General features: G+C 65.2%; 18 protein-coding genes. 5 read left to right on the plus strand and 13 right to left on the minus strand.

The window, feature by feature from the left end:
* Positions 1-7: 7 nt before the first annotated feature.
* Complete coding sequence (locus R2676_RS10685; RefSeq protein ID WP_316857211.1) at positions 8-1,822, minus strand: phosphodiesterase; 1,815 nt, start codon at positions 1,820-1,822, stop codon at positions 8-10.
* Between the two features lie 226 nt (positions 1,823-2,048).
* Here R2676_RS10685 and R2676_RS10690 point away from each other — a divergent pair, with 226 nt between their 5' ends.
* Positions 2,049-3,077, plus strand: a complete 1,029-nt coding sequence (locus R2676_RS10690) for a MerR family transcriptional regulator (RefSeq protein ID WP_206274575.1) — start codon at positions 2,049-2,051, stop codon at positions 3,075-3,077.
* A gap of 102 nt (positions 3,078-3,179) precedes the next feature.
* Here R2676_RS10690 and R2676_RS10695 read toward each other — a convergent pair whose 3' ends face one another.
* From R2676_RS10695 to urtA, 8 genes are all read right to left on the minus strand, one after another.
* Positions 3,180-3,479, minus strand: a complete 300-nt coding sequence (locus R2676_RS10695) for an FmdB family zinc ribbon protein (RefSeq protein WP_206274576.1) — start codon at positions 3,477-3,479, stop codon at positions 3,180-3,182.
* Positions 3,480-3,545: 66 nt separating this feature from the next.
* Entirely contained in the window at positions 3,546-4,727 is a 1,182-nt protein-coding gene (gene fmdA, locus R2676_RS10700) for a formamidase (protein ID WP_206274577.1), read from the minus strand.
* 25 nt (positions 4,728-4,752) lie between these two features.
* Positions 4,753-5,775: an aliphatic amidase gene (locus R2676_RS10705; protein ID WP_206274578.1), complete on the minus strand. Its 1,023-nt coding sequence runs from the start codon at positions 5,773-5,775 to the stop codon at positions 4,753-4,755.
* Positions 5,776-5,800: 25 nt separating this feature from the next.
* A complete protein-coding gene (gene urtE / locus R2676_RS10710) occupies positions 5,801-6,490 on the minus strand; it encodes an urea ABC transporter ATP-binding subunit UrtE (protein ID WP_027679771.1) in 690 nt (229 codons plus the stop codon).
* A gap of 16 nt (positions 6,491-6,506) precedes the next feature.
* A complete protein-coding gene (urtD, locus tag R2676_RS10715) occupies positions 6,507-7,268 on the minus strand; it encodes an urea ABC transporter ATP-binding protein UrtD (RefSeq protein ID WP_316857209.1) in 762 nt (253 codons plus the stop codon).
* 14 nt (positions 7,269-7,282) lie between these two features.
* Positions 7,283-8,419: an urea ABC transporter permease subunit UrtC gene (gene urtC, locus R2676_RS10720; RefSeq protein ID WP_206274579.1), complete on the minus strand. Its 1,137-nt coding sequence runs from the start codon at positions 8,417-8,419 to the stop codon at positions 7,283-7,285.
* Between the two features lie 10 nt (positions 8,420-8,429).
* Positions 8,430-9,347: an urea ABC transporter permease subunit UrtB gene (gene urtB / locus R2676_RS10725; RefSeq protein ID WP_027679773.1), complete on the minus strand. Its 918-nt coding sequence runs from the start codon at positions 9,345-9,347 to the stop codon at positions 8,430-8,432.
* 87 nt (positions 9,348-9,434) lie between these two features.
* Complete coding sequence (gene urtA / locus R2676_RS10730) at positions 9,435-10,670, minus strand: urea ABC transporter substrate-binding protein (protein ID WP_027679774.1); 1,236 nt, start codon at positions 10,668-10,670, stop codon at positions 9,435-9,437.
* 263 nt (positions 10,671-10,933) lie between these two features.
* On the opposite strand from urtA, the gene R2676_RS10735 reads away from it, so the two are divergent.
* Together R2676_RS10735 and R2676_RS10740 are read left to right on the plus strand one after the other, a co-directional pair.
* The gene (locus R2676_RS10735) at positions 10,934-14,332 is read left to right on the plus strand and encodes a hybrid sensor histidine kinase/response regulator (protein WP_206274580.1); all 3,399 of its coding nucleotides are present in this window, start codon (positions 10,934-10,936) and stop codon (positions 14,330-14,332) included.
* The gene (locus R2676_RS10740) at positions 14,313-15,299 is read left to right on the plus strand and encodes a response regulator (RefSeq protein WP_206274581.1); all 987 of its coding nucleotides are present in this window, start codon (positions 14,313-14,315) and stop codon (positions 15,297-15,299) included. Before R2676_RS10735 ends, R2676_RS10740 begins: the two co-directional genes overlap by 20 nt.
* Positions 15,300-15,364: 65 nt before the next feature.
* On the opposite strand, the gene R2676_RS10745 is transcribed toward R2676_RS10740, so the two are convergent.
* Positions 15,365-16,249 (minus strand): aldo/keto reductase family oxidoreductase, encoded by an 885-nt coding sequence (locus tag R2676_RS10745; RefSeq protein WP_206274582.1) that lies wholly within the window; start codon positions 16,247-16,249, stop codon positions 15,365-15,367.
* A 116-nt stretch (positions 16,250-16,365) separates the two neighbouring features.
* On the opposite strand from R2676_RS10745, the gene R2676_RS10750 reads away from it, so the two are divergent.
* On the plus strand, positions 16,366-17,268 hold the full coding sequence (locus R2676_RS10750) for a LysR family transcriptional regulator (protein WP_206274583.1): 903 nt from the start codon (positions 16,366-16,368) through the stop codon (positions 17,266-17,268).
* Positions 17,269-17,472: 204 nt separating this feature from the next.
* Here R2676_RS10750 and R2676_RS10755 read toward each other — a convergent pair whose 3' ends face one another.
* Both R2676_RS10755 and R2676_RS10760 read right to left on the minus strand, forming a co-directional pair.
* The gene (locus tag R2676_RS10755) at positions 17,473-18,312 is read right to left on the minus strand and encodes a DUF4349 domain-containing protein (RefSeq protein WP_206274585.1); all 840 of its coding nucleotides are present in this window, start codon (positions 18,310-18,312) and stop codon (positions 17,473-17,475) included.
* Positions 18,313-18,467: 155 nt separating this feature from the next.
* Positions 18,468-20,114 (minus strand): APC family permease, encoded by a 1,647-nt coding sequence (locus R2676_RS10760; protein ID WP_206274586.1) that lies wholly within the window; start codon positions 20,112-20,114, stop codon positions 18,468-18,470.
* A gap of 361 nt (positions 20,115-20,475) precedes the next feature.
* Between R2676_RS10760 and R2676_RS10765 the strand changes: the two genes are divergently transcribed.
* A complete protein-coding gene (locus tag R2676_RS10765; protein ID WP_206274587.1) occupies positions 20,476-21,831 on the plus strand; it encodes an MATE family efflux transporter in 1,356 nt (451 codons plus the stop codon).
* 20 nt (positions 21,832-21,851) lie between these two features.
* Here R2676_RS10765 and R2676_RS10770 read toward each other — a convergent pair whose 3' ends face one another.
* On the minus strand, positions 21,852-22,451 hold the full coding sequence (locus R2676_RS10770; RefSeq protein ID WP_206274588.1) for a helix-turn-helix domain-containing protein: 600 nt from the start codon (positions 22,449-22,451) through the stop codon (positions 21,852-21,854).
* Positions 22,452-22,464 lie beyond the last annotated feature (13 nt).

The raw sequence follows: 22,464 nt of genomic DNA on the forward strand, positions 1-22,464 counted from the left end.
GGCGGTGTCAGGCCATGGCCCGCACGGAGCGGCTTGGCCGCATGGCTTCCAGATAGAAACCATTGTCGCTTTGCTTGGCGCGCCGTTTGGCGAGGGCCGCGGCTGTGCCGATGTCGTCGCTGTTGTGGGCCGCGCCCGGGTGCACATGCAGCGCGCCAACCGCCATCGTCACGAAGCGGAAGAAGGCCGGCAGGCCCTTGCGGTCTTCAGCATGGATGCCGCCCGCCGCGCGGTCAGCGGGCGTGTACATGGCGAGTGCGTTGGCATTGAACGCGGCCATCGCTTGCGTGATGCGCGTCTGCCAGTCGGCGCTCTGGAACAGGATCAGGAAATCGTCGCCGCCCACGTGGCCGAGAAAATCGCGCGTGGGCTCGCATGCGGTGGCCAGTACGGCGGCGGCCATCTTCAGCATCTCGTCGCCCTGCCAATAGCCGTACTGGTCGTTGAAGGGCTTGAAGTGGTTCAGGTCCACATAGCATGCATAGAACTCCGCGTGCGCTTCCAGCAAACGTTCAATGTGCAGGTTCAACGGAATGTTGCCCGGCAGGAATGTGAGCGGATTGGCGTAGCGGGCGGCCTCGATGCGGATTTCGGTCACCGTGCGCACCAGCTCCTCGCCGGTGCCCAGGCCCAGGTAGCGGCCATGTTCGGTGATGATGAAGCCGTCGGTCAGGTAGCGCTGGTCTTCGCTCATCAGCAGTGCCGACATGTCTTCCAGCGAGGCGGATTTTTCCACCAGCACCGGCTGCCGGTTCGCAAACGCCAATGCCGGTTTCTTGCCGTACAGCTCGCGGTGATACGGCATCGCATAACGGTCGATGAATGCGCGGCGCGCGATCAGCGCGAGCGGGCGTTCGTCTTCGTCGAGCAGCGCCACGGCGTGCAGATCAGGGTGGCGGTTGAACAGGTGCAGTACGTCGTCGTTGCTGCTGCGCAAGGGCAGCGTGGGGGCGACGCGCAGCAGCTTGCTGGCCGTGATGGCACGCCAGCCCACGCGCACGGCCTGCGGAAACACCGCAATCTGCGAAGACTGCAGCACGCGCGCCGCCTGGCTCGACATGTCGCTGGCGGGTTTGTCCTGTGGGCGCGCAAGAAAGAAACCCTGGCCGAAACGGATGCCCAGGTCGCGCACCACGCCCAGTTCGTCTTCGGTCTCCAGCCCTTCGGCAATGATGCTGGTGGCGCCGCCCTTGAGCGTCTGTTGCAGCGTGCGGGCCATGTCCAGCTTGGCCGGATGTTTGGCAATGTCGCGCAGGAAATACTTGTCGAGCTTGATGAAGTCGGGCGTGAGTTCGATCAGCAGGTTCAGATTGGCATTGCCGGTACCGAAATCGTCCAGCGCGCATTGCAGGCCAAAGTCGCGCGCCACCGACAGGGCGTCGGCAAAGCTGGCCAGATCGTCGATGGGCGTCTGCTCGGTCAGTTCGATGACGATGCGCGACGGATGCAAGTCGTGGTCGGCAATCGCATGCAGCAGGCGGGCATGATCCTGCAGCAACTGGCGTACGCCCTGCGCGCTGAAGTTCAGGAACAGCTTGCCCGGCAGGCGCATGGCCGAGAAATTGGCAATGGCCAGACGCGCGGCGGTGGTCTCCAGGGCGATCGTGCCTGCCGTGTCCGAGGCTGCAGCAAACAGTGCCGCCGGCGATTCCATGGCCGAGCCCACCGGCCCGCGCAGCAGGGCTTCATAGCCGAGCACCTCGGTGGTCGACAGGCGGAAGATGGGTTGGAACACCGTGCGCAGCATCTCGGGCGCAATGCCCGCGGGCAAGGGAAGCGGTGAGAAAGTCATGACGTTGGCGGCAGACGCAAGATCGGACATTCCGCTAATCGACCCGCTGAACACAGAGTTGAATGAACTTTTTGTGACGCACGCAGCGGCGCGGGTTCGCGGGACGCGTTCCCCACCACAGAGGGGCGTCGTTCAGAATGCAGGATGCGCCTGCGTCTTCGCGGGGCGCTGCCTATTGCTGTCCATTCACGCCGTGCTTGACCCTCACATTGTGTGAGGTCCTAGCCTGTGTCCAAGCCAGAAGACAGGAGCCACCATGTTGTTGAAAGTGGGCGATCTCGCCAAACGCTGCGGCCTCTCGGTGCGCATGCTGCATCACTACGACACCATCGGCCTGCTCACGCCTTCGGCCCGCTCCGATAGCGGTTACCGGCTGTACGACAAGGCTGACGTCGCCCGTCTGCACAAGATCCAGGCGTTGCGGCGCTTCGGCATGTCGCTGGCCGATGTCGGGGCTTTCCTGGCCAATCCGGACATCCCCTTCACCACGATCGTGGAACGGCAGATTGCGATGCTCGATCAGCAGATCACGCAGGCCAGCGTGCTGCGCGATCGGCTGTCGCGGCTGCACGGCCAGCTCGTGCGCGAGGAGGAGCCCGAATTGACCGAGTGGCTCACAACCTTGGAATGGATGACCATGTACGACAAATATCTCTCGCAGGAAGAACGTGCCCGCGCCGAACGCATGGACGCCGATACCGCCCGTCATGCGCGGTGGGCGGCGCTGGTGTCGACTGTGCAGGATGCGATGAACCGCCAGGTGGCCTCACGCAGCAGCGAGGCGCAGGCGCTCGCCAGGCAATGGATGGCGCTGCTCGCGCAGGATGCGGCGCTCGACCCGGTGCTCTCGGCCAAGCTGCACAAAATGCACATCAACGAACCGGCATTGCAGGAGCGCACCGGTATCAGCCTGGAGATGCTCGACTTCATCATGGAGGCGGCCAACGAAACCAAGCTGGCGATCTACGCGAAGTATCTGTCGGCGCAGGAGCTGCAGTTCATGCGAGAGAACTTTGGCAAGCGCGCCAACGAGTGGCCGACCTTGATTGCAGAGGTGCGACAGCATCTGGCCAAGGGCACGCCGGCACATGCGCCTGCCATGCAGCAGCTTGCGCGGCATTGGATCGAATTGTTCCGCTCCTATGCGGGGGACGATCCGCAGACGCAGGCGAAGGTGCGCCTGGCGATGGAGCAGGAGCCCGAACTATCCGCCAGCCCGTGGATGGGCCCGGACCTGATCGCCTATGTGCGTGAGGCGATGGAAGGTTTGAAGGCCGCAGCGTAAGCCACGGCTCGCGCAACCCGGGGCGCCTGCCGGTCAAGCAGGCGCCTAGGGTGCGCGTTGTTGTGCGTGCAAGAGGCCACCATCAGGCGCCAGCGTCTGGGCTTACACGCCGCAGATCGAACAGTGCTTTCCGCCGCAGACATGGAGGACGCTGTTGCGGCGGCCGGAGCCACCCGCGCTGCCCGGCCCGGTGATTGGTTTGCCCGCCAACTGCTCATGCAGTGAACTGGGTTGCCAGCGTGAAACTGACTTCAATGCAACGCGCCCACCGGTCGGCATTGGCGCGGCGGCCGTGTCTTCGTCGCAATAGGGGCAGGGTGTGGGCGCGTGCAGTTTCGCAGCCGGAATCAGCCGTTCGAAAATGCCGTCGCAAGCGGTACAGCGGATGTCGTATAGCGGCATGCATGCCTCCGTTGCTGCGCCGGCCGCAGCGGTGCCGCCATGGCCGGCGCGTATTGGTCATCAACGTCAAGCGGGCTTGCGGCCCCAGTGCGATTTGTCGTTCAGCATGCCCTTGGGGGTGATGTCCTGATCGAAGATCGCCGTGGGAACCGACACCGTGCACGCGCAGTTCGGAATGTCCACGATGCCGCCGATGCGCCCCTCCACCGGCGCGGCCGTCAGCAGCATGTAGGCCTGGCTGGCGGTGAAGCCAAAGTGCGTGAGGTAGTCAATGGCCTTCAGGCACGCCTGCCGATAGGCGACGGTGGCATCCAGGTAGTAGTTGGTGCCGTTTTCCACGCTGATGCCCTCGAAGGTCAGCCACTGGTCGTAGCGCGGCTTGACGGGGCTCGGCATGAAGATCGGCGCGCTCAGGTTGTACTTCGCCATGCCGCCCTTGATGAGATCGAACCCGACACGCGTGGCGCCGTCCATTTCGATCGCGCCGCAGAAGCCGATTTCGCCGTCGCCCTGGGAGAAGTGCAGGTCGCCCATCGAGAAGCCGGCGCCCTTGACGTACACCGGGAAGAAGATGCGGGTGCCGATCGACAGATCCTTGATGTCGGTGTTGCCGCCGTGCTCGCGTGGCGGCACCGTGCGCGCGGCCTCGCCTGCCATGCGATCGAATTCCGCGCCGGACACGCCGCGCAGCACGGCGGTGCGCGGATCAGGCGGCTGGGCCAGGCCCTTGGCGGCCAGCGGTGCTTCGCGGCGGTTCCATTCGTCCAGCAGTTCGCGGGAGGGCAGGCAGCCCATCAGCCCCGGGTGCGTCAGGCCGGCCAGCCGGACGCCGGGAATATGGCGCGACGTGGCATAGACGCCTTTCAAGTCCCAGATGGCCTTGTCGGCATCGGGAAAGTAATCCGCCAGGAAGCCGCCGCCGTTGGATTTTGCGAACACGCCCGAAAAGCCGATCGGCGTGACGGGCTTGATGTCGAGCAGGTCTACCACCAGCAGGTCGCCCGGCTCCGCGCCTTCAATGTAGAAGGGCCCCGTGAGCGGATGCGCGCGGGTCAGGTCGACATTGCGTACGTCGTCGACCTTGTCGTCGTCGCGAATCTGCGCGTCGAGAAAATCCAGCGATTCGATGATGATCTCTTCGCCGGGCTTGACCTTGGAAAGGAACGGGATGTCCGGATGCCAGCGGTTATGGCCGAGTTCGGCCTGCTCTGCCAGCGGCTTGCCGGGCTGGATCTTGAAATGCTGCATGGTGGTTTCTCCTCAGGAAGTGGCGTCAGGCGTGGGGGATGCCATCGATGGGGCATTCGGGCGTGCCGGCGGTGCGGCGGGTGAGGGCCTCGACCTGGGCGCGCGCGGCGGACGGATCGTTCACCCAGGTCTTGTAGAAATCGAAGGGGCAGGCGGCCACGCCTTCCGGTGCTTCTCCGGAGTTGATGGTGCCGGTGTAGCCGCGGTGCAGCAGCTTATAAAGATGGTTTTGCGATTGCAGGTGCTTGCGCGCATCGCGGATCAGCGCGACCGACAGCTCGGCGTACTGGATGCCCATCTCTTCGGTGCCGCATTCGCCCAGCGTGCGGCCGTCGAATCCGACGATGGCCGAGTGCCCGAAATAGGAATACACGCCGTCGAAGCCGGCCGCGTTCGCCACGGCCACGTAGACGTTGTTCATCCAAGCCATGGCTTTGGACACCATCACCTGCTGCTCCTTGGCCGGATACATGTATCCCTGGCAGCGGACGATCAGCTCGGCGCCCTTCATTGCGCAGTCGCGCCAGATTTCGGGGTAGTTGCCGTCGTCGCAGATGATCAGGCTGATCTTCAGGCCCTTGGGGCCTTCCGATACGTAGGTGCAGCCGCCGGGGTACCACCCCTCGATCGGGCACCACGGCATGATCTTGCGGTACTTCTGCACGATTTCACCCTGGTCGTTCATCAGGATGAGCGTGTTGTAGGGCGCCTTGTTGGGGTGGTCTTCATGACGCTCGCCGGTGAGCGAGAACACGCCCCACACCTTCGCCTCGCGGCATGCCGCGGCAAAGATGGCGGTCTCCTCGCCGGGGATGGTGGCCGCCGTCTCGTACATCTCCGCAGCGTCGTACATGATCCCGTGCGTCGAGTATTCGGGAAACACCACGAGGTCCAGCCCCGGCAGACCTTGCTTCATGCCGACCAGCATCCGGCCGATGTTGCGCGCGTTCTCCAGCACCTCGGCGCGCGTGTGCAGGCGCGGCATCTTGTAGTTGACGACGGCCACGCCAACGCAGTCCTGGCTGCTTGAAATGTCCCCGTGACGCATGCTTGCTCCTATGGTGTGAGGTGAGTCAAACCGAGAGGTATCGGCTGATGGTGGCGGCATCGACCTTGTCGCGCGTTTCTTCGTAGACGAAGCGCCCTTTGTCGATGACGAGAAAGCGGTCGGCGATATCGAGGGTGAAGCTGAGCACCTGTTCCGACACGACGATGGTGAGCTGGCGGAGCTTGCGGATCTCCTTCAATGCCCGCGCGATGTCCTTGATGATCGATGGCTGGATGCCCTCGGTCGGCTCGTCCAGCAGCAGCACCTTCGGGTTGGTGGCCAATGCACGCGCAATGGCGAGCTGCTGCTGCTGGCCGCCCGACAGGTTCCCGCTCTTGCGCCCGCGCATGTCGTACAGCACGGGAAACAGCGCATACAGTTCGTCCGGCACGCGCCCGCCTGCGGAGGCCGGCAGGCCGGTCTGGATGTTCTCCAGCACCGTCATGCTCGAGAACATCATGCGGCCCTGCGGCACGTAGGCGATGCCGCGCGCCACGCGCTGGAACGAGGGCAGGGCCGTCAGTTCCTGGCCGTCGATCGACACGCTGCCCGAGCGCGTCGGAAGAATGCCCATCAGGGTCTTGAACAGCGTTGTCTTGCCCATGCCGTTGCGGCCCATCACGGCCACGATCTCCTGCGGCGCCACCTGCAGGTTGAGGGCATGGAGCACCTGGCTCTGGCCGTATCCGGAAACGAGGTCGGTCACGTTGAACATGTGCGGCTCCGGGGGCTCAATGGCCCAGATAGACTTCAATGACTTTCGGGTCGGCCTGCACCGCATCCATGCTGCCTTCGGCCAGCACCTTGCCCTGGTGCAGCACGGTCACGCGGTGGGCGATGCTCTTGACGAACTCCATGTCGTGCTCGATGACGAGCACCGAGCGCCCCTGGCTGATGCGGCCGAGCAGCTCCGCTGTCTTCTCGCGTTCCGACACGCTCATGCCGGCCACGGGTTCATCGAGCATCACGAGTTCCGGCTCCTGCATGAGCAGCATGCCGATCTCCAGCCACTGCTTTTGCCCGTGCGAGAGCAGGTCCGCCTGCTGGTGCAGCAGCTCGTGCAGGAAGATGTCGCGGGCCACGGCTTCCACGCGTTCCACCACGTCGGGCGAGCGGCGGAACGCGAGTGCGCCGAGCACCTTGCGCCCGCGCGGGAACGACATCTCCAGGTTCTCGAACACCGTCAGGTTTTCGTAGATGGACGGTGTCTGGAACTTGCGGCCGACGCCCGAGCGCACGATGTCGTGCTCGCGCATCTTTGTCAGCTCCAGGTTGTTGAAGCGGATGCTGCCGGAGGTGGCGCGCGTCTTTCCGCAGATCAGGTCCAGCACCGTGGTCTTGCCCGCGCCGTTGGGGCCGATCACCACGCGCACTTCGTTGCGGTCGACATACAGGTTCAGGCTGTCCACCGCCTTGAAGCCATCGAACGACACCGTCAGGTCTTCGATCGCCAGCACGGGCTTGGGCATTTCCACGCCGATCGGTTGGGTCATGGTGGTCTCCGGGTTTAGCCTTGTGCGGTGGCGCCGGGCGCCGGTTTTGCGGCCGCACGGCGGCCTTGCAGCAGCCGTGCGATCCATTTGCGGCCGTGGCTGTCGTACAGGCCGGCCAGGCCGTTGGGGAAGTACATGACCACGGCGATGAACAGGCCGCCCATCAGGAACAGCCACAGCTGCGGGAAGGACTCGGAGAAATACGTCTTGCCGAAATTGACGAGCAGCGTGCCGTACACCGCGCCCAGCAGCGAGAGGCGTCCGCCCACCGCGGCATAGATCACCATCTCGATCGACGGCACGATGCCGACGAACGACGGCGACATGAAGCCCACCTGCAGCGTGAACATCGCCCCGCCGATGGCCGACATGGCCGCCGCCACGCAGAACACGAACACCTTGAAGCTGGCGACGTCGTAACCGGAGAAGCGCACGCGCTCTTCCTTGTCGCGCATCGCCATCAGCAGGCGGCCGAGTTTGGAGCGCAGGATGAAGCGGCCGAGCACGATGCAGCCCACCAGCAGGCCGGCGGTGACGAAGTACAGGATCAGCTTGCCGGAGTCGGTGCGGATGTCCCAGCCGAGCAGCGTCTTCAGGTCGGTGATGCCGTTGACGCCGCCCGTCCAGCCCTGCTGCCCGATGATGAGGATCGACAGGATCGCCGCGATGGCCTGCGTGACGATGGAGAAATACACATCGCCCACGCGCCGCTTGAACATGGCGATGCCGATCAGCAACGCAAGGAGCGTGGGCACCAGCACCACTGCAACCACCGCGAAGCCGAAGTGGCGGAACGGCTCCCAGAACAGCGGCAGGGCGGTCAACTGGTTCCAATCCATGAAGTCGGGAATGCCGGGCGTGGATTGGATCTTGGTGCTGACCGGGTCGGAGGCTTCCAGCTTGAGGAACATCGCCATGCAATAACCGCCGAGCCCGAAGAACACGCCCTGGCCCAGGCTCAGGATGCCGCCGTAGCCCCAGCACAGCACCAGGCCGACGGCCACGAAGGCGTAGCTGAGGTACTTGCCGATCAGGTTCAGGCGGAACACGTCAAACGCCAGCGGCATGACGACGAAGATGACGGCGCAGAGTACGGCCAGGCCGAGCCAGTCGCGCCTGCGCTCTAGCCATGGATGAAGCGTGGGGTTCATGTCGGACTCCTTATTTGCGGACCTTGACCGAGAACAGCCCCTGGGGCCGCATCATCAGGATCAGGATCACAGCCGAGAGCGTCAGCACCTTCGCCATCGAGCCTGTGAGGAAGAACTCGGTGGTCGATTGCGTCTGGGCGATGGTGAAGGCCGACGCGATGGTGCCCAGCAGGCTTTGCGCGCCGCCGAACACCACCACCAGGAAGGTGTCGACGATGTACAGCGACCCCGAGGTCGGGCCGGTCGAACCGATGGTGGTGAACGCGGCGCCCGCCACACCCGCCACGCCGCAACCCAGTGCGAAGGTCATGCGGTCGACGCGCCGCGTGTCGATGCCGACCGCACCGCTCATCACGCGGTTCTGCACCGTGGCACGCACCTGCAGACCCCAGCGCGAGCGGAACAGCAGGAGGAACAGCGCACCGGTCAGCAGCGTGGTCAGTGCCATCACGAACAGGCCGTTGATCGGGATATCGATGCCGCCGCCCGGCGAGAACGATCCCATCAACCAGTCGGGCAGCGCGGGGCTGACCTCCTTCGCGCCAAAGATGGAGCGGAAGGCCTGCTGCATGGCGAGGCTCAGGCCCCAGGTGGCGAGCAGCGTGTCGAGCGGGCGGTTGTAAAGCCGCGAGATCATCAGCCGCTCGACTGCGTAACCGATGGCCGCTGCCAGGACGAACGACAGCACCACGGCCGCGAAGAAGTAGTAAGGCTGCAGTGCCGGCGCGTAGCTGGCGGTGAGCGTCGACAGCAGGTACGTGGTGTAGGCGCCGATGGTGAGGAACTCGCCATGCGCCATGTTGATCACGCCCATCTGCCCAAAGATGATGGCCAGGCCCAGTGCCATCAGCAGCAGCACACAGAAGAACGACAGGCCGTTGAAGCCCTGCATGGCGAAGATCGCCCCGAATTCCGACAACGAGGTCATGGCGGCTCCACGAAGACGATGGATGCGGTGGGAAGCGGTCCGTCCGGCTTGCAAACCCTGCTGCGGCCGGACCGCGTCTGCGGCGGGTTACTGGTAACCCTTCGGGAACGGATTCGGTTCGATCAGACCGGACTCGTAGACCACCTTGAACTGGCCATCCGTCTGCACTTGCCCGATGCGCGTCTTGCTCCACAGGTGGTGGTTGGCGTGCACCTTCACGTAGCCTTCCGGCGCGGTGTTCAGCTCGATGCCGGGCGAGGCCGCGACCACCTTGTCGACGTCAAAACTGCCGGCCTTTTCCACCGCCGCCTTCCACAGCCACGGGCCGAGGTAAGCCGCCTGCGTGACGTCGCCGATGACGGCCTTGGCGCCGTACTTCGCCTTGAAGGCCTCGACGAATTTCTTGTTGTTGGGGTTGTCCAGACTTTGGAAGTACTTCATGGAGGCGTAGAAGCCGGCCATGTTCTCGCCGCCGATACCGAGCAGTTCATCCTCCGTGACGGACAGCGTCAGCAGCGTCTGCTTGTCGGCGGTCACGCCCGCCGCCTTCATCTGCTTGTAGAAGGCCACGTTGGAACCGCCGACCACGGCGGCAAAAATCACGTCGGGCTTCTTCAGCTTCATCTTGTTGATCAGCGAGCCGAACTGCGTGTTGCCCAGCGGGTAGTACTCCTCGCCGACCACCTCGCCGTGCAGCACGTTTTCGATGTGCTTGCGCGCGATCTTCATCGACGTGCGCGGCCAGATGTAGTCGGAGCCGACCAGATAGAACGTCTTGGCCTTCTTCTCCTTGGCCACCCAATCCAGCCCGGCCAGGATCTGCTGCGTGGCTTCCTGCCCGGTGTAGATCACGTTCTTGGATTGTTCGAGCCCCTCGTAGAACGTGGGGTAGTACAGCAGGCCGTTGTCTTTCTCGAACACCGGCAGCACGGCCTTGCGCGAGGCCGAGGTCCAGCAGCCGAACACGGTGGCGACACGGTCAGCTTCGAGCAGCTTCTTCGCCTTCTCGGCAAAGGTCGGCCAATCCGATGCGCCGTCCTCCTGGATGATCTTGATCTTGCGGCCCAGCACGCCGCCCGCGGCGTTGATCTGGTCGATGGCCAGGCGCTCTGCCTGGATCGACCCGGTCTCGCTGATCGCCATGGTGCCGGTGGCCGAATGCAGTTGGCCCACGGTGACCTCGGTGTCGGTCACGGCAAGCTTGGTGGCATTGACCTTGGCGGTCGGGTACGACTGCGCGAGCGCGGCGAGCGGCGCCGCCAGCAGAGGCGTGACGGCAAGACACAAGGCGAGGCGCCGAAGGCGCGAGGGGTGGCGTGACATCGTGGTTTCTCCCGGTTACGGATGGTGGTCGTTGTGAACAGGCATGGAGGCAAGCCTAGGCGGGGGCCCCGATTGCCGGAATACGTCAACCGACGTACAGCGCAGCCGCATTGCACGGCGCAGCCATCCGCAATCAAGAACACAGCGACATCACAGGGGTGAACCGGCCGAGTGCGAGGGCGGAACGGAACTTGCATCGCCCGCCGCGCCTACTCGCCTAGAGCACGAAGCTCAGGCGCGGTTCACCGAAACGGGGAGCGTTCGTGCACCAATCCGGCACCCAGCGCATCGTCAAGATCCGTCGTGACTACAACACGTGGGTCGCCGACGAGACGCTGGAAGACTACGCATTGCGCTATACGCCGCGCGGATTCCGCAAATGGTCGGAGTTCCGCGTGGCCAACACCGCGCTGGGAGCCACGTCGTTCCTGGCGCTGGAGGCCATTGGCGGTTCGCTCGCCATCAACTACGGCTTTACCAATGCGTTCTGGGCGATCGTGGTGGTGAGCGTGCTGATCTTCCTGACCGGGCTGCCGATCAGCTATTACGCAGCGCGCTTCGGCGTCGACATGGATTTGCTCACGCGCGGCGCCGGCTTCGGCTACATCGGCTCGACGGTCACCTCGCTCGTGTATGCGACCTTCACATTCATCTTCCTGGCGCTGGAGGCGGCCATCATGGCGCTGGCCGTGCAGCTTTACATCGGGCTGCCGCTGCCTATCGCCTATGTGCTGTGTTCGCTGGTGATCATCCCGCTGGTAACGCATGGCATCACGGCCATCAACAAGCTGCAGAGCTGGACCCAGGTGCTGTGGCTGGTGTTGCTGGTGCTGCCCTACGCTGCGGTGTTGCTGCGCAATCCACGCGCCTTTGCCGACTGGCCGAGCTTCGGCGGCTTGTCGGAATCAGGCCGCGATTTCAACCTGCTGGCCTTTGGCGCCGGCTGCACCGTGGCCTTTGCGCTGATCGTGCAGATCGGCGAGCAGGTCGACTACCTGCGCTTCCTGCCCGAAAAGACGCGCGCCAACCGCGGCAAGTGGTGGCTGGCCTTGCTGGCGGCCGGGCCCGGCTGGGTGGTGCCGGGCGCGCTCAAGATGCTGGGCGGCTCCTTTCTGGTCTTCCTCGCCGTTCAGCACGAGGTGGGCACGGCGCGCGCCGTGGAGCCCACGCAGATGTACCTGGTGGCCTATCAGTATGTGTTCGGCTCGCCTGCGTTGGCGATGGCGGCCATGGCGTTGTTCGTGGTGGTGTCGCAGATCAAGATCAACGTCACCAACGCCTACGCCGGTTCACTGGCATGGTCCAACTTCTTTGCGCGCCTCACGCATAGTCATCCGGGCCGGGTGGTGTGGCTCGTCTTCAACGTGCTCATCGCACTGCTGCTGATGGAGCTGGGCGTGTTCGAGGCGCTGAGCGAAGTGCTGGCGCTGTACGCCAACGTCGCCATCGCCTGGATCGGCGCGCTGGTGGCGGACCTCGTCATCAACAAGCCGTTGGGATACAGCCCCGCACACATCGAGTTCAAGCGCGCTTACCTGTACGACGTCAATCCGGTTGGCGTGGGCGCCATGCTGATCGCCTCGGTGGTCGCGACGCTGGCTCACCTCGGGTTGTTCGGTGCCGTGACCGAAGCGCTGTCGCCGTTCGTCGCATTGGGCATGGCGTTCCTTTGCGCGCCGCTCATCGCCGTAGCCACGCGCGGGCGGTTCTACCTCGCCCGCAAGGTGCACGCCCCCGCCGACGCCGAACATGCGCATGCCGGCGCCATGCGCTGCGTCATCTGCGAGAACGTGTTCGAGCGAGAAGACATGGCGCATTGCCCCGCATACGCCGGCAGCATCTGCTCGCTATGTTGCTCATTGGATGCGCGCTGCGGCGATGCCTGCAAGCCGCACGGCAGACTGTCTGCGCAAATCGCACAGGCTTGGCGGCATTGGTTTCCAAACACTGAACTGCCGCGACTGCACGTGCGTGTAGCGCAGTACGCCGCCGTGCTGCTGATCGTGCTGGGCTTGCTGGCAGGCGTACTGACGCTGATCTACTACCAGACCGCCGTCACCCTGAGCGCAGACCAATCGCCGTTGCAATTGCTGGCGCGCGGTTACATCAAGGCGTTCTTTGCGCTGGCGCTGGTCGGCTGCGTGGGCGCATGGTGGCTGGTGCTCGCCAAGGAAAGCCGCAAGGTCGCGCAGGAAGAGTCCAACCGCCAGACCATGCTGCTGATGCGCGAGATCGAAGCGCACCGCAAGACCGACGCCATGCTGCAGCAGGCCAAGCAAGCCGCCGAGTCTGCCAACCGGGCCAAGAGCCGCTACGTGACGGGCTTGAGCCATGAACTGCGCACGCCGCTCAACAGCATCCTCGGCTATGCGCAACTGCTGATGCGCGATCCGTCGATGGAACCGGCGCGCCGCGAGGGCCTTGCCACCATCTTCCGCAGCGGCGAGCACTTGCTGGCCCTGGTCGATGGGCTGCTCGACGTGGCACGCATCGAGGCCGGCAAGCTGCAACTCGACGTGAGTCAGGTGGCGTTTCCAGCGTTCCTCACGCAGATCGAGGCGATGATGGAGCCGCATGCCTCGGAAAAAGGACTGGCCTTCCGCATGGAGCATGTAGGCCGCATTCCCGACGCGGTGCGCATGGACGAAAAGCGCGTGCGCCAGATCCTGATCAATCTGCTGGGCAACGCGGTGCGGTTTACCGAGAGCGGCACGGTGTCGCTGCGTGTGGCCTACGCGCGTGAGCTGGCGACCTTCGAAATTCTCGATACCGGCATCGGCATTGCTTCGGACGAATTGGAACGCATCTTCCTGCCGTTCGAACGCGGCGCCGCAGCGCACGCGCAGGACAACGGCGCCGGCCTCGGCTTGACCATCTGCCGCATGCTCACCACGCTGATGGGCGGCCAGCTGAGCGTGGACAGTGTGCCTGGCGAGGGCACGCGCTTTACCGTGCGGTTGTTCCTGCCGGAGGTGCGCGAGCCCCGCGCGGTCGACCGCATCCGCCATGTCAGCGGCTATCGCGGTGCGCGGCGGACCGTGCTGGTGGTGGATGACCAACGCGAGCAGCGCCGTATCGTGGTGGGCGCGCTCGCGCCGCTGGGCTTCACGCTCGTCGAAGCCGCCAGCGGGCCCGAGGCGATGCGCCAGCTCGGCACGTTGCAGGTCGACCTGATCGTGATGGATGTCTCGATGCCATCGATGGACGGCTTCGAGGCCAGCCGACTGATCCGCAAGCAGGCACTCAGCGTGGCGCCGATCCTGGTGTTGTCGGCCAATGCGTTTGCCGGTGACCGCGCACGCGGTGCCGCCGCCGGCTGCGACGACTACCTTGCCAAGCCTGTCCACCTGCCGCATCTGCTCGACAAAGTGGGCGAGCTGCTCAACCTCGAATGGATCGCCGACGGCGAAGCAGGTGCAGAAGCGCCGCCGCCGGCACGCTCGCACGCGCCGCTGCCGGCCGAGCTGGCCGCACAGTTGCGGCCGTTGCTCGAGATCGGTTACATCCGCGGGCTCATCGAATTGCTGGACGAAGCCGAACATCGCCATCCTGACCTTGCCGGCGCGGTGCAACCTGTGCGATCGGCCGCGCGGCGCTTCCGATTGACTGAACTGGATAGGTTGCTGAAAGGAGCCCCTTCAGATGAACACAGCGTGGATTGACCATGGCGGCGCGGCGGCGCTGCATCTGCCATCGGCCCCGCAGACGATCGGTGCGGCCGCTGGGGGTTCCGGCGTCGTGCTCATCGTCGACGATACGCCGGACAATCTGGCGTTGCTGTCCGATGCGCTCGACGCCGTCGGCTACACCGTGCTGGTGGCGCTGGACGGCCCCAGCGCGCTGGACCGCATCGAGCGTCTGACGCCCGACATCATTCTGCTGGACGCCGTCATGCCCGGCATCAGCGGCTTCGAGACCTGCGAGCACATCAAGGCCAATGCCCGCCACGCGCAGATTCCCGTGATCTTCATGACGGGGCTGACGGAGAGCGAGCATGTTGTGCGCGGCTTCCGTGCCGGCGGAATCGACTACATCACCAAGCCGATCCGCCCCGAAGAGGTGCTCGCGCGCGTCGCCGCGCATCTGGAGCGCGCCCGTGCGCACCGGCAGGCAGACGAAATCGTTGGCCTGGGCGGCCGCGCGGCGCTGGTGGCCGATGTGCATGGCGCGATCCACTGGCGCAGTTCGCGGGTCGCGCCGTTGTTGGCGCGCTTCTATCCGGACCACGGCGACATGCAACGGCTGCCGCCGGTATTGCAGCAGTGGCTGGCGCAGAGCGTGGGACCCGTCGGCGTACCCGAAGCCGGCCGGATGGCGGAAGACGGCGAGGGCGTGCGGCTGGTGGCGAGGCTGGCTGGCCCCGCGCCGCACAGCGCATGGGTCATCCAGTTGGAAGAGCACGACGACCGCAAGGTGAGCGATCGCCTTTGCGCAAGGTTTCGTCTGACCGCGCGCGAGGCCGAGGTGCTGCTGTGGATTTCACGCGGCAAGACCAACCGCGACATCGGCGACATCCTCGGTATGCGCCCGCGTACCGTCAACAAGCATCTCGAGCACATCTTCGAGAAGCTTGGTGTGGAAACGCGTGCGGCTGCTGCTGCGCTGGCTTTGCAGGCTCAGCCGGGTTGAGCGTCCGTCGGGCTGCGCCGGCTTTGTGGCGGCACATCGCCGGAGAACAACCGCCATGCGCAGCATCACGCCGCCTCGTTCGAGGCATGTGCGACGGCGCTGAGTTCGCGCATCGCGTCTTGCGGCATTGTCATCGCCGCCGCGCCCAGGTTCTCGCGCAGGTGGGCGACCGACGAGGTGCCCGGGATCACCAGGATGTTCGGCGACCGGTGCAGCAGCCAGGCGAGTGCGGTCTGCATCGGTGTTGCATCCAGCCGCGCTGCGACATCGTTGAGCGTGGACGACTGCAGCGGGCTGAACCCACCCAGCGGGAAGTACGGGACATATGCAATGCCGTCGCGGGCCAGTGCGTCGATCAGCGCGTCGTCGTTTCTGTGGGCGAGGTTGTAGTGGTTCTGCACGCAGACGATCTCGCAGATCCGCCGTCCTTCTGCGATCTGGTTGGCCGTGACGTTGCTCAGCCCGATATGCCGCACCAGCCCCTGACGTTGCAGTTCGGCCAGGGCCGTGAGGGGCGCCTCGATCGACCCTTCGGCGGGGCCGTGCGTGTCGAACATGATTCGCAGGTTCACCACGTCCAGCACCTCCACGCCGAGGTTGCGCAGGTTGTCGTGCACCGCTTCGGTCAGCGCCTGCGCAGAAAACGCCGGCAGCCACGCGCCCTTCGCGTCACGCCGGGCACCGATCTTGGTGACGATGAGCAGGTCGTCGCGATACGGATGCAACGCTTCGCGGATCAACTGATTCGTGATGTGCGGGCCGTAGAAATCGCTCGTGTCGATATGGTTGACGCCCGAGGACACCGCCTCGCGCAATACGGCAAGCGCCGCGTCGCGATCCTTGGGTGGGCCGAAGACGCCCGGGCCGGCGAGCTGCATGGCGCCATAGCCGAGACGGTGCACCTGGTGGCCGCCGATGGAAAACGTGCCGGACTGAACGATGGGGGACATGGTCACACTCCTGTGTTGAAGATCGACGAAGAAAAAGGGCATGACGGCAGAGTAGGCGCAAGCGCGGTGCGCGATAAGGGGACATAATCCGCACGGGTTGTGCGTAAAGGCGAACAATGAAAGTCGATCTGGGTGACCTGAATGCCTTCGTGGCGGTGGCGCAGGCCAAGGGCTTCCGCGAAGGCGCAAGGCTGATGGGCGCGAGCGCATCCGGGCTGAGCGAGGCGGTGCGGCGGTTGGAGACGCAGCTTGGTGTGCGCCTGCTGAACCGCACGACGCGCAGCGTCTCACCCACTGAAGCGGGGCAGCGTCTGCTGAGTCGCCTGCGGCCCGCCTTGAGCGAGGTGGAAGCCGCGCTCGATGTCGTCAACAGCTTTCGCGAAAGGCCCGCCGGCACGCTCAAGCTCAATGTGCCGATGAGCGCCGCGCGGCTGGTGCTGCCCGCCATCATCCCGGGCTTTCTCGACGCTTATCCCGAGATACAGCTGGAGGTCGTGGCCGAAGAGCGCTTTGTCGACATCCTGGCTGCAGGTTTCGACGCAGGCATTCGCTACGACGAGCGGCTCGAACAGGACATGATCGCCGTTCCGATCGGGCCGCGATCGCAGCGGTTCGCAACGGCGGCAGCACCCGGCTATCTCGATCGACGCGGCCGGCCCGCTCATCCACGCGACCTGCTCGACCACGCCTGCCTGCGCGGCAAATTTGCAAGCGGTGCGATGCCGCCGTGGGAATACGAGCGCGATGGTGAAGTGGTTCGGGTAGAGCCGTCGGGTCCGCTGCTCGTTCGCATTGGCGGCGCGACCGATCTTGTCGTGGACGCGGCCTTGGCCGGCGTGGGCGTTGTCCATCTGTATGAAGACTGGCTGCGTCCGCACCTCGCGAGCGGTGCGCTCGAGCCCGTGCTGGAGGATTGGTGGCGGCCGTTCCCGGGGCCGTATCTCTACTATCCCGGGCGGCGCCTGGTTCCGGCGCCCCTCAGGGCGTTCATCGATTTCATCAAGGCCGCCTCGGACTAGGACGGCGCTTGCCGTCGCGCAGCAGCGTCGCGTGATTGTTTCCACTCTTCGTGGACCAGGTTGCCGGACGACTTGGTGCGTGCCTCACAGCCGATACGAGCTTCTGGCGGTGCTTGGCGTGTGGAGCGCGCGGCAGCGGTGTTCATGGGGCGCGGCCAAGGCGCGAAGATCCACCGTTGCCGGGACTGCCGCTCAGCTTGATGCTTATGGCGTCGTCTTGCGCTGGCGCCATTTGCGCCGCAGCTTGATGAACAGGGCCACCACGATCGACAGAACGATCGCCCACGGCAATAGATAAGCCACCGCTTCAATCACGCTCGCACTCGCGCGCACCAGCGAAGGCAGGAATTCGCGGAACGCATTGCCGATGGGCGCCCACAGGCTGCGCGCTGCCGTCTGCCGCGTGCTCAGGTCGATCGAGAGCACCTCGCGGTTCACGCGGTCCATGAGGTGGGTGTTCTGGCCGGTGGCCGCCTCCAGCTCCGATTGTGTTTCCGCCAGCTTTTCTGCGATCAGGATGAGGTCTTCCACCTTGGTCGCCTTGCGCTGCAGGTCGAGCAGGCTCGCACGGTAGTTCTTCAGCATCTCCAGGCGCTTGCCGACTTCGGCAATCGGCTGGCCGAGGTCGTCTACGTGGGTGCCCTGGCTGACGACGCCACCGCTGTCCGCCAGGCGTTTGCGCATGGCACGGACGCCCTCCGGGCTGGCGCGCAGATTCAGATGGGCGGTACCGCCGCGCTGGTCCCGTTCGAGCTGGATGCTGGCATCCATGACCGTGCAGTGCCACGTGGCTTCGTTCACGCAGGCGTCCTGCAGTTCACGGTACAGGCGCTCGAGCTGCGGCGCGTCGACCTCCAATGAGACGCGATGTTCGTAGGCGAGAAAGCGCTGCTCGGCGCGATCGGCCATCTTGGCGCTTTCCGCAGCTACAGGCGCGGCAGCCATCATCGCGGGCGATGCACCGCCGCCTGGGCCGGATTCTTCTTTCTTGCTGCAAGCGCTCAGGGACAGCGCGATCAGGATCAGGCCGAGGAGTCGAGTCATGGGCAAATGAAATGGCGTGGGGTTGTACGCAAAGTCCGCGGGATTGCGGCGCAGTCTAGCGCACACAGCTGAGCAGACCCCACAGCCCGCAGACAAGAAAAAACGCCCGCCGGCAGAACCGGTCGGGCGTTTCTTTGCAGCGTGCAACCGTGGCGTCAGACGCCTTGCGGGACTTCGCGTGCGGCGCGCTTGCGGTCACGCACTTCAGTTTCTTCGTGCACGCTGTCCACCTCGTCCAGGTAGCGCGTGTGCCAGCCGCTGGCCACGCCCCAGTGGTAGAAGAACAGCGAAAGCACTGCGACGATGCCCATGTCCCAGCCGTAGGGGATGTAGCCGTGGCCGCCGAACTCCGTGCTGCCGCAGTACGACAGCGCGGCGATGGTCGGCAGGTAGGCGATCATCCACCACGCGCCCTTGAGTTCCGTCTTGAAGTCGGGCCAGCCGGCCTTGGCCTGGTAGTAGAAGTACACAGGCAGCGCCACCAGCATCAGCACGATGATCTCGCCGGTCAGCGGCCACTTGGCCCAGTACAGGATTAGCGATGCGCACACAAACGCGAACGGCGCGATGAGCGAGAGCCCCGGCAGACGCAGTGGGCGATGCAGTTCCGGCGACGTACGGCGCAGCGACATCACGCTGATCGGGCCGGTCAGGTACGAAATGACCGTCGCCACCGAGATGACCGCCGCCAGCGCACCCCAGCCGCGGAAGAAGAACAGGAAGATGAACGACACCGCCAGGTTGAACCACATGGCCGGGCGCGACACGCCAAACAGCGGGTGCACGCGACCGAAGATGGCCGGCATGGTGTTGTTGCGCTCCATCGCGTAGATCATGCGCGTGGTGGTGGCCATGTACGTGCTGCCGGTGCCCGACGGGCTCACGAACGCATCGATGTACAAGACGATGGCCAGCCAGTTCAGGTTCAGCGCGATCGCCAGCTGGGCGAACGGCGAGTGGTAGTCGATGCCGTGCCAGCCGTTGACGAGCGACTCAGGCGGCACCGCGCCCAGGAAGGCCACCTGCAGCGCCACGTAGATCACCGCGGCCAGCAGGATCGAACCGATCACCGCGATGGGCACGTTGCGCCCCGGGTTGCGTGCCTCGCCCGCCAGGTTGATCGGGCTCTGGAAGCCGTTGAATGCAAACACGATGCCGCTGGTGGCAATCGCGGTCAGCACTGCAGACCAGCCGTACGGGGCAAAGCCCTGTCCTGCCGCATTGGCGCCGGTGGCCGTGCCGAAGTTGCCCGGGTGGAAGCCCGCTGCAACCAGCGCCACCGCCGTGGCGGCGGGAATGATGAACTTGAAGATCGTGATGGCGTTGTTCGCCTTGGCAAACACCTTCACGCCCCAGTAGTTCAGCAGGAAGTACACCACGACCAGCACCGCCGACAGCACCAGGCCCGGCGGCGTCAGCTCACCGTGCTGGAAGAGCGACTGCGCCCAGGGCCAAGGCCAACTGCTCATGTACTGGATGGAAGCCTCGGCCTCGATGGGGATGACGGTGACGATGGCGATCCAGTTGGCCCAGGCCGCCACGAAACCCACCAGCGAGCCATGCGAGTAGCGCGCATAGCGCACCATGCCGCCCGATTCCGGGAACATCGCGCCCAGTTCGGCATACGTCAGGGCAATGGCGAGGATGACGACGGCGCCGATGACCCAGGTGAAGATGGCAGCGGGGCCCGCGACCTTTGCCGCGTGGCCGGCGCCAAACAGCCAGCCGGAGCCGATGATCGAGCCCAAGCCGGTCAACATCAATGCCCAGGCGCCGAGATTGCGTTGTACGTTTTTTTCCAAGAGGAGTCTCCGCCCCGGCGAGTCGGAAGTTCGACAGGGCACCGCGGTTTGCTTACCAGTCCGCTTAGTTCTACCGAGGCGACGCTGTTTGGGCGCCGCCCGCCGTCCTATGTGGTGGGTGTCACCAGCCCAGGACATGCGTGTGCTGGCTGACGCGTAGCATCAACCGCACCCGTCCGGCCGCGATGAAAGGCAGAACACGATGTCTGCCTTCCGGGGGGATTCGCGTATAGTCATCGGCGACGTTGTGCGGGGTGCCGCACTTGCCGCCCGATTCCGGAGCCCGCAATGGGGCGCAATGATAGCGAAATCGTGAGCGGTTGCACCGCCTTTTTCATCCTTCCGCGCAGTTTTTGTCCCCATGGAGTCCTCTCTCGCCACTTCGGTTGCACCTGCGTCACGTGCGCAGTGGCACCGGCGCGTGCTGATGCTGGCGTTTCCCATCGTGCTGGCCAACCTGACCCAGCCCATCCTCTCGGCGGTGGATACGGCCGTGGCGGGGCACTTGCCGGGGCCGGAATACATCGGTGGCGTGGCGCTGGGCGGGGTCTTCTTCAACTTCGTGTTCTGGGGGTTCGGCTTCCTGCGCATGGGCACCACGGGGCTGGTGTCGCAGGCGCACGGCGCGGGCGATACGCAGGCGTTGCGGGCGAGCGTGGTGCGCGCGCTGCTGCTGGCCTTTGCCATTGGCGCGGCATTGCTGGTGCTGCAGGTGCCGGCCATCCGCATCACGCTGGCGCTGCTCGGTGCGAGCGAATCCGTCACCCGCATGGCCGAGGTCTATTGCCACACGCGCATCTGGTCGGCGCCGTTTGCGCTGGCCAACTACGTCGTGCTGGGCACGCTGCTCGGGCGCCAGCAGGTGCGGCGCGCGCTGCTGCTGCAGGTGTTCATCAACGCCGTCAACATGGTCGCCGTGCTGACCCTGGTATTGGGCGCTGGCATGGGTGTCGCCGGTATTGGCGCCGCAACGGCGCTGGCCGACATTGCCGGGTTTGGGTTGGGCATGTTGCTGCTCTGGCTGCAACGGCCGATGGGGTTGCCGCCGCTCACCCGCGCCGAACTGCTCGCCCGTGACGCCTGGCGCCGCCTGATGGGGCTGAACACCGACATCTTCCTGCGCACGTTGTGCCTCCTGGCCGCCTTCGGCTGGTTTGCGCATGCCGGCGCCAAGCAGGGCGATGTGGTGCTGGCCGCCAACGCGTTGCTGCTCAATTTCCTGACCTTCATGGCCTACGGGCTGGACGGCTTTGCGCACGCGGCCGAAGCGCTGGTGGGCGCCGCCATGGGCGCGCGGGATCGTGCTGCGCTGCGCATGGCCGTGCGCGTGTCGACGTTCTGGTCGGTACTGGGCGCTGGGCTCTTTGCGGCCGTGTACGCGCTGGCGGGCGCCAGCATCATCGGCGTGCTGACCGATCAGCCTGCCGTGCGTGAAGCCGCACGTCACTATCTGGTTTGGGCGGCGCTGCTGCCCGTCGTGTCGGTATGGGGCTTCCAGTTTGACGGCGTGTTCATCGGCGCGACGCGCACGCGCGAACTGCTGGTGACGATGGCCGTGGCGGCCGCCGCGTTCTGGGGCTTGTCAATCACGCTGCAGCCGTTGTGGGGCAACCACGGGCTGTGGTTGTCGATGCTGGGGTTCATGGCGCTGCGCGGGCTGATGCTTGGGATGCTGCTGCCGCGCGTGTGGCGCGCGCCCGAACTGCAGACAGCCTAGGCAGCGCCAATCTGCGGCGCCTACTGCTGCGCGTATTCCACCACCAGCAACGCCGTCGCCACCGTCTTGCCAGCGTTCGAGATGGCGTGCTGCACATCCACCGGATAGCGCGCCGATTCCCCATGCCGCACCTTCTTCTCGCTCGGGCCGGATTGCACCGTCACCGTGCCGCTCAGCACGGAGATGTGCTCCTTCGAGCCCAGCTCATGCGGCTCTGACGCCAGCACGCCGCCGGGCTGGATCGCCAGTTCATACCATTCAAAGCGCGCCGCCAGGTCAACGGGGCCAAGAATCTTCAATTCGCACTTGCCATCCGGGCTTTTGATGACTGGGATGGAGTGAGCGGGGATGACCGTCACTGCGGGCGCCGCATCGGCCGCGCCTTCGGGCGAGAGGAAATCCGCCAGCCCGACGCCGAGCGCAGTGGCCAGGCGCCACAGCACGGCGACGGTCGGGTTGGCCAGGTTGCGCTCGACCTGCGAGAGCATCGATTTGGACACGCCCGCGCGGCGCGACAGTTCATCGAGCGACAGCTTGCGCGCCTGGCGCAGTGTCTGCAGCTTTGCGCCAACGGCCGGTGGGCCATCGGTGAGGGCATCGGTGGCGGGGGCTTGTGCCATCGGTTGGTATCTT

The sequence above is a fragment of the Ralstonia flatus genome (assembly GCF_958439105.1).
Classification (GTDB): Bacteria; Pseudomonadota; Gammaproteobacteria; order Burkholderiales; family Burkholderiaceae; genus Ralstonia; species Ralstonia flatus.

Bases quoted from the DNA above. Each gene is read 5' to 3' on its own strand.
- R2676_RS10685 (WP_316857211.1), bottom strand. From the start codon at position 1,822: ATGTCCGATCTTGCGTCTGCCGCCAACGTCATGACTTTCTCACCGCTT.
- R2676_RS10705 (WP_206274578.1), bottom strand. From the start codon at position 5,775: ATGCGTCACGGGGACATTTCAAGCAGCCAGGACTGCGTTGGCGTGGCC.
- R2676_RS10770 (WP_206274588.1), bottom strand. From the start codon at position 22,451: ATGGCACAAGCCCCCGCCACCGATGCCCTCACCGATGGCCCACCGGCC.
- urtE (WP_027679771.1), bottom strand. From the start codon at position 6,490: ATGTTCAACGTGACCGACCTCGTTTCCGGATACGGCCAGAGCCAGGTG.
- R2676_RS10740 (WP_206274581.1), top strand. From the start codon at position 14,313: ATGAACACAGCGTGGATTGACCATGGCGGCGCGGCGGCGCTGCATCTG.
- R2676_RS10745 (WP_206274582.1), bottom strand. From the start codon at position 16,249: ATGTCCCCCATCGTTCAGTCCGGCACGTTTTCCATCGGCGGCCACCAG.
- urtB (WP_027679773.1), bottom strand. From the start codon at position 9,347: ATGACCTCGTTGTCGGAATTCGGGGCGATCTTCGCCATGCAGGGCTTC.
- R2676_RS10755 (WP_206274585.1), bottom strand. From the start codon at position 18,312: ATGACTCGACTCCTCGGCCTGATCCTGATCGCGCTGTCCCTGAGCGCT.
- urtD (WP_316857209.1), bottom strand. From the start codon at position 7,268: ATGACCCAACCGATCGGCGTGGAAATGCCCAAGCCCGTGCTGGCGATC.
- R2676_RS10690 (WP_206274575.1), top strand. From the start codon at position 2,049: ATGTTGTTGAAAGTGGGCGATCTCGCCAAACGCTGCGGCCTCTCGGTG.
- R2676_RS10765 (WP_206274587.1), top strand. From the start codon at position 20,476: ATGGAGTCCTCTCTCGCCACTTCGGTTGCACCTGCGTCACGTGCGCAG.
- R2676_RS10695 (WP_206274576.1), bottom strand. From the start codon at position 3,479: ATGCCGCTATACGACATCCGCTGTACCGCTTGCGACGGCATTTTCGAA.
- urtA (WP_027679774.1), bottom strand. From the start codon at position 10,670: ATGTCACGCCACCCCTCGCGCCTTCGGCGCCTCGCCTTGTGTCTTGCC.
- R2676_RS10750 (WP_206274583.1), top strand. From the start codon at position 16,366: ATGAAAGTCGATCTGGGTGACCTGAATGCCTTCGTGGCGGTGGCGCAG.
- urtC (WP_206274579.1), bottom strand. From the start codon at position 8,419: ATGAACCCCACGCTTCATCCATGGCTAGAGCGCAGGCGCGACTGGCTC.
- fmdA (WP_206274577.1), bottom strand. From the start codon at position 4,727: ATGCAGCATTTCAAGATCCAGCCCGGCAAGCCGCTGGCAGAGCAGGCC.